Annotated in this window: 7 protein-coding genes and 1 pseudogene; all 8 read left to right on the top strand. The window is 61.5% G+C overall.

Features of this window, described 5'->3' with window-relative positions; all coding sequences use genetic code 11:
* On the top strand, positions 1–472 hold a 472-nt coding region (fliK, locus tag Q427_RS01630; RefSeq protein WP_043510432.1), incomplete at its 5' end, for a flagellar hook-length control protein FliK.
* Positions 453–734: an EscU/YscU/HrcU family type III secretion system export apparatus switch protein gene (locus Q427_RS01625; protein WP_043510431.1), complete on the top strand. Its 282-nt coding sequence runs from the start codon at positions 453–455 to the stop codon at positions 732–734. The genes fliK and Q427_RS01625, both read left to right, overlap by 20 nt.
* 326 nt (positions 735–1,060) lie before the next feature.
* On the top strand, positions 1,061–1,393 hold the full coding sequence (gene flhD / locus Q427_RS01620; protein WP_043510430.1) for a flagellar transcriptional regulator FlhD: 333 nt from the start codon (positions 1,061–1,063) through the stop codon (positions 1,391–1,393).
* Positions 1,390–1,980, top strand: coding sequence for a flagellar transcriptional regulator FlhC (gene flhC / locus Q427_RS01615; protein WP_051496039.1), 591 nt, complete (start codon positions 1,390–1,392; stop codon positions 1,978–1,980). Before flhD ends, flhC begins: the two co-directional genes overlap by 4 nt.
* 199 nt (positions 1,981–2,179) lie before the next feature.
* The gene (motA, locus tag Q427_RS01610; protein WP_043510428.1) at positions 2,180–3,052 is read left to right on the top strand and encodes a flagellar motor stator protein MotA; all 873 of its coding nucleotides are present in this window, start codon (positions 2,180–2,182) and stop codon (positions 3,050–3,052) included.
* On the top strand, positions 3,049–3,996 hold the full coding sequence (gene motB, locus Q427_RS01605; protein ID WP_043510427.1) for a flagellar motor protein MotB: 948 nt from the start codon (positions 3,049–3,051) through the stop codon (positions 3,994–3,996). The genes motA and motB overlap by 4 nt, the downstream gene beginning before the upstream one ends.
* A 41-nt stretch (positions 3,997–4,037) precedes the next feature.
* Positions 4,038–6,382, top strand: a pseudogene (locus tag Q427_RS01600) (chemotaxis protein CheW).
* The coding region (locus tag Q427_RS01595; protein ID WP_043510425.1) for a chemotaxis protein CheW at positions 6,379–6,699 on the top strand (321 nt) is incomplete at its 3' end. The pseudogene Q427_RS01600 and the gene Q427_RS01595, both read left to right, overlap by 4 nt.

Raw genomic sequence — 6,699 nt, 5'->3', positions numbered from 1 at the left:
GGAGCTGGGTGAAGGCCCGGCTCGCGCCAGGCCGGCCGGTGGTGAGGCGGTCCACGAGAGCCTGCAGGGGCTGGTTCGACACCAGTTGGAGATGCTGGTGACGCCCATACTGCGCTGGGAGGGCGATGTCTGGTCAGGCATTTTCATGGCACTGATGGTGCAGCTGCCGGCCGGCGCCAAGCGAGACGGTGAGGGGGATCAGGGCGGTGATGACGGCAAGTCGGAGCAGGAAACCTGGCACTCCGAACTACAGCTCAGGGTGCCGAGCCTGGGTGATATCCGTGTGGCGATGTGGTTGCGCGATACCGATGTCAGGCTCGAGCTGAAGACCCATGGGGAGGACACCCTGGCGACGCTGCAGCAAGGTGTGGCGAGGCTCGAGGAGCGCTTGAAGGCGGCCGGCCTGTCGACGGTGCTGATCGACGTTCGGCGCTTGGCAGAGGAGGGGGCCGATGACGGAGCAGGGACCTGACAAACGTCGACAGGCCATCGCCCTGGCGTACCGGGATGGCGATGACGCGCCCCGGGTATTGGCAAAGGGCTATGGTGACATGGCCGACCGTATCCTGGCCGAAGCGAGGCGACAGGGGATCTATGTCCACGATGCCCCGGAGCTGGTGGCGCTGCTGATGGGGCTGGACCTCGACGACCGGATTCCGCCGATGCTCTACCAGACCATTGCCGAGCTGCTGGTGTGGGTCTATGAGCTCTCCGATACACAGCACGAGCGTTAAAAAATGTAAAAAAATGTCATGTGATGTTTCTTAACCTTTTGCTCTTTATTTTGTCAAGTCGGAGTTTTTTTTATTTTTCGTTTCCTACCAAGGGGTTAACAAAATAGTGTCAAAAGCTGATATTTCTCATTCTTGATGTTGACATTCTAATGCTTTTCGCTGGTTGGCAGCACTGTTTCAAAACCTCACAATGGTTCCCGCAGCAAGAACGTCCTCTTCGGGTGCTGTTACGGCTTTTGCTGATGCCCTTTCATCGGCTGCCCAAAGTACCCTTTTGAACGTAATAAAAAATAAGGACACGCGGCCACCGCGTGCAGGGAACCAACATGAAGACCACGAATCACCTGGACGACATCCAGGAGCTCAACCTTGCCTATCTGCTGCTGGCACAGCGTCTGCTCAACGACGACCGGCCCGCGGCGATGTTTCGCCTGAAGCTCGATGATGAAACGGCAGACTTGATGCAGTCGCTGGGTGCCGGCCAGCTGACTCGCCTGGCCCGCACCAATCAGCTGTTGTGCCACTTCGGTCTCGATGGGGCCGAGCAACTGCGTCAAGTCGTCGATAACCCCCGTGACAATGGATTGTCCCAGTTCCACGCTTCCTTGCTGATGGCAGGTCGTGGTGCGGCATCCGTTGCACGGGGGGGCGAGGCATGACCCAACAGAAGAGCCTTGTTACTGAAATGCGGCAGGTGCAACTGGCCATCGAGCTGATCGAGCTGGGTGCGCGCCTGCAGGTGCTGGAAACCGAGACCGACCTGAGTCGGGCGCGGCTGATACGCCTCTTCAAGGAAGTGCGTGGCATGTCGCCCCCCAAGGGGATGCTGCCCTTCTCCACTGACTGGTTCATCACCTGGCTGCCGAATGTGCATGCCTCGCTGTTCTACAACATTTTCCGCAACCTGCGGGAAGAGCAGCAGTGCGAGCGGATGCAGGCGTTCGTCACTGCCTACCGGCTCTACAGCGAGCAGGTGAGCATCGACCAGGTCGAACCCGTGCTGGGCCTGACCCGCGCCTGGACCCTGGTGCGCTTCTTCGAGAGCGACTTGTTGCAGCTGTCGGCCTGTACCCAGTGCAGCGGCCATTTTGTGGCTCATGCCCACACGCCTGACCACGACTACGTCTGCGGCATCTGTATGCCCCCTTCCCGCGCCGGCAAGACCCGCAAGCGTCGCGAAAGAGAGGCGGCGGAGCTGGCTCCGGTCGCCATGGGGCTGCCTGCTGCTGCACGTCATGTTGGCTGATCGCACCTCCCTGAGTGCGGTAGGCGGCTAGCTGTAACCGGTCCCGACCGGCCCCCCTTCGCCGCCCCGGCCTTGTGCCGGGGCGGCGTTGTTATTTCTCGCTTCCGTGTGCTTTTTTGATTGCCGGGCTCAAGTCCGGCCGGGGCTGGCCGATAAACAGAAATATCGACAAGTCGCGTCCCTATTAAGGATATCGGTTGTGCTGATTCTGCTTGGCTATCTCGTTGTTACACTCTGCGTCTTCGGCGGCTTCGTGCTCGCTGGAGGGTTCCTGGGCCCGCTGTACCAGCCCACCGAGCTGCTGATGATCGGCGGGGCGGGGGTGGGTGCCTTCATTGCGGCGAACAACGGCAAGGCGATCAAGGCCACCTTCAAGATCATTCCCAAGCTCAAGCGCACCAAGAACTACAACAAAGCGATGTACATGGAGTTGCTGGCGGTTCAGTTCAAGCTGCTGAGCAAGATCCGTCGCGAGGGCATGCTGGGCATCGAGCGGGATATCGACACTCCCCAGGAGAGTGCCCTGTTCCAGGAGCACCCCCGGGTGCTGGCCGACCCGATGATCATGGATTTCCTGACCGACTACCTGCGCCTGATGGTCAGTGGCGGCATGGATCCCATGGAGATCGATGAGCTGATGCTCCATGAGATCGAGACTTTTGAGCAGGAGGCGCATATTCCCGCGGATGCCATTGCCAAGGTGGGTGACGCCATGCCGGCATTCGGGATCGTTGCGGCGGTCATGGGTGTGGTCAAGGCGCTGACCTATGCCGATGCAGGGCCCGACCAGATGGGCGAGATGATCGCCCACGCCCTGGTTGGTACTTTCCTCGGCATCTTGATGGGCTATGGCTTCATCAATCCGGTCGCCAGCAGTATCGAGCGTCAGATCAAGGAGGCCGAGAAGATGCTGCAGTGCATTCGCATCACGCTGCTGGCCAGCCTGCATGGCTATGCGCCGCAGCTGGCCGTGGAGTTCGGCCGCAAGGCGTTGCATACCGCCGAGCGCCCGGGCTTCACCGAGCTCGAGGAGTATGTCCGTAATGCCAAGGCGGGTGCGGTAGGCGAATGAGTGCCGCCGGCGACAAGCGCCCGATCATCATTCGGCGCAAGAAAGTGGTCCATGGCCATCATGGCGGCAGTTGGAAGATCGCCCTTGCCGACTTCATGACGGCCTTGATGGCGCTCTTCCTGGTGATGTGGATTCTCTCGGTGGCGAGCGAAGAGCAGCGCCAAGGCGTGGCGGACTACTTCAGTACGCCGCTGACCACCGCCATCGGTGGTGGCGACCGTTCGGGCAGCACCCGGGTGATTCCGGGTGGGGGGCCCGACCCGGTGCACAGCGAAGGTGAGCGCGCGCGGATCGATACCCGCAGCCAGACCCGGCCCAGCGACCAGCAGCGGCGCTTCTTCATGGACCTGCAGCGTCGCATCGAGTCGGTGATCGAGGCGGACCCGGAGCTGCGTGAACTGCGCCAGCAGATGCGCTTCGATCTCACCCCGGAGGGGCTGCGTATCCAGCTGCTGGACACCGATCAGCGGCCGATGTTCGATATCGGCAGCGACCGTGTCGCCCCCTACATGCGTAACCTGCTGCGCACCATTGCGCCGCTGCTCAATGAATTGCCCAACTACCTGAGCATCGGTGGGCACACCGACAGCCTGCCCTACGCCGGCGGTTATCGTGGCTACAGCAACTGGGAGCTATCCAGCGACCGGGCCAATGCCTCCCGGCGCGAGCTGGTGGTGGGTGGCCTGGATTCGAGCAAGCTGTTGCGGGTTTCCGGTTTTGCCGACCGGGTCCAGTTGCCGGATACGGACTCGCGGGATGCCGACAATCGCCGGATAGAGCTCTTGATCCTGTTGCCCGAGGTGGCGGAGTACATTCGCCGGCCCAGCATCCTCAACGGACCCGGTGTGCCCAGCCCCATGAGTTCGCGGCTGGAAGGCGAGGTGGATCTGGCACCAGTGGAACAATTTACGGAAAGCCTGCGTCGCTCGCTCAATCCGCAGTGAACGGGGCTTGGAACACATTCTGACACCAGGTGGTAATGCGCATGGATATCACGGATTTCTATGACACTTTCTTCGAAGAAGCCGAAGAGCTGCTGGCCGACATGGAACGCTACCTCCTGGAGCTTGACGTGGACGAGCCGGATACCGAAGAGCTCAATGCCATCTTCCGTGCCGCTCATTCGATCAAGGGGGGGGCGGGAACCTTCGGCTTCGATGCGTTGCAGAAGACCACCCATCTGTTCGAGAACCTGCTCGACCATACCCGCAAGGGAGAGCTCACCCTGCGCCGGGATATCGTCGATACCTTTCTGGAAACCAAGGACATGCTCAGCGATCAGCTAGACGCCTACCGAAATGGCGACGAGCCCGATCAGGAGGCCTTCGAGCGCATTTGCCAGACCCTGCAGAAGCTGGCACTCGAGGAGATCGGGCAGGACCTGGACGGGGGTGGCGGGGCGGCACCGGCCGTGAAGGCCGAGCCTCCTCCCAAGGCCGCGCCAGCCAGTGCACCGGAAGTGGAAACTGCCGACGGTGACGGGCAACGCATCGTGACGTTGCTCAATGTGAGCGAGAAGGACCGTCAACTGTTGGTCGAGGAACTGGGACAGCTGGGCGAGGTGATTTCCCACCAGGGCGACGAGCAGCGCTACGAGGTCGTGATCGACTCCAGTGACAGCGATGACGATATCGAAGCGGTGATGTGTTTCATCATCGATGCCGATCAGTTCCAGATCAGGCCTGCCGGCGCCGGCCAGCCCGAGGCCGAGGCCGAGTCGCGTCTTGCCGCTGGCGAGGGGCAGCGGGTCATCACGTTGTTGAACGTGGGAGAAAAGGATCGCCAACTGCTCGTTGAGGAGCTGGGGCAGCTGGGTGACGTGGTCTCCCAGCAGGGTGACGACGCGCGCTACGAGGTCGTGCTGGACTCCTCGATCGGCAACGAGGATATCGAGGCGGTGATGTGCTTCATCGTCGAAGCCGATCAGCTGCAGATCAGCACGGTTGGCGAAGCCAGCTCCCCTGCGGTGGATAAGGAAAAGGCAGAAGCGGCGCCGGTCCCGGAAGAAGCCGCCCCCAAGGCGGAAGCCGCGCCCAAGCCGGTCGCCAAGCGCCGGCGAAAGCCAGCAAGCCCAAGGCCAAGGGCCCCGAGACCTCTTCCATCCGCGTTTCCGTCGACAAGGTCGACCAGATCATCAACCTGGTGGGCGAGCTGATCATCACCCAGTCGATGCTCGATCAGACGGTCAGCGACATGGACGCGGTCGCCGACAGCGCCCTGCTTAATGGCATGAGCCTGCTGCAGCGCAATGCCAGGGATCTCCAGGAATCGGTGATGTCGATTCGCATGATTCCCATGGATTTCGTCTTCAGTCGCTTCCCGCGGGTTGTGCGCGAAACCGCCGGCAAACTGGGCAAGGACATCGAGCTGGTCACCGAGGGCGAGTCCACCGAGCTGGACAAGAGCCTGACCGAGCGGATCATCGACCCGCTGACGCACCTGGTCCGTAACAGCCTCGACCATGGTATCGAGATGCCGGAGGATCGCGTGGCCGCCGGCAAGCCTCGTACCGGTCGCCTTACCCTGTCGGCCCAGCATCAGGGCGGGAACATTCTCATCGAGGTGATCGATGATGGCGCCGGATTGAACCGTGACCGGCTCCTGGCCAAGGCGCGGGAGAACGGGCTCCCCGTTTCCGACACCATGAGCGATGACGATGTCTGGCAGTTGATCTTCGCGCCGGGTTTCTCCACCGCAAAAGCGGTCACTGACGTCTCCGGCCGCGGCGTGGGCATGGACGTGGTCAAGCGCAACATCCAGGGCATGGGCGGCCATGTCGAGATCATGTCCAAGGCTGGGGAGGGAACACGGATTCGCATCGTGCTGCCGCTGACCTTGGCGATCCTTGACGGTATGTCCATCAAGGTGGGCCGCGAGATGTTCATCCTGCCGCTATCGGCGGTGCTCGAATCGCTGCAGCCGGCCAAGGAGGATCTCTACGCCATGGCAGGTGATGACGTCGTGCTCAAGGTGCGCGACGAATACCTGCCGGTGGTGGCCGTCCATGAAGCCCTGGATGTGCCCGATGCCAAGACCAAGCTGACCGAGACCATCGCGGTCATCGTCCAGGGCGAGGGGCGTCGCTACGCCCTGTTGGTCGATGACCTGGTGGGCCAGCAGCAGGTGGTGGTCAAGAATCTCGAAACCAATTACCGCAAGGTGCCAGGCGTTTCGGCGGCCACCATTCTGGGTGACGGCAGCGTGGCACTGATCCTGGACATCACCGGCTTGCATCGCCTGAGCCGTGCCAAGAAAGAGGTACGAGGTCAAGCGCGTACCTACCAATCTCTCGAAGCCTTAACCGACAAAGAGCTGGAGACTTCCTCATGAACCAGACGACCGAAGCGGCCATGACTGCGGCCGAAGCCCATAACCGTGAATTCCTGGTGTTCTCCCTGGGCGAGGAGGAGTACGCCGTCGATATCCTCAAGGTGCAGGAGATTCGTGGCTACGAGAATGTCACTCGCATCGCCAATGCGCCGGACTTCATCAAGGGTGTGACCAATCTGCGCGGTGTCATCGTGCCGATCGTCGACCTGCGCATCAAGTTCCATCTCGACAAGGTGGAGTACGGCGGCCAGACCGTGGTGATCGTGGTCAATGTCGAGGACCGTGTCGTGGGCATCGTGGTGGATGGCGTGTCCGAT

It is taken from the genome of Halomonas sp. BC04 (assembly GCF_000568385.1).
This window is presented reverse-complemented; position numbering and strand designations above follow the sequence as displayed.

Bases quoted from the DNA above. Each gene is read 5' to 3' on its own strand.
- Q427_RS01625 (WP_043510431.1), top strand. From the start codon at position 453: ATGACGGAGCAGGGACCTGACAAACGTCGACAGGCCATCGCCCTGGCG.
- flhD (WP_043510430.1), top strand. From the start codon at position 1,061: ATGAAGACCACGAATCACCTGGACGACATCCAGGAGCTCAACCTTGCC.
- flhC (WP_051496039.1), top strand. From the start codon at position 1,390: ATGACCCAACAGAAGAGCCTTGTTACTGAAATGCGGCAGGTGCAACTG.
- motB (WP_043510427.1), top strand. From the start codon at position 3,049: ATGAGTGCCGCCGGCGACAAGCGCCCGATCATCATTCGGCGCAAGAAA.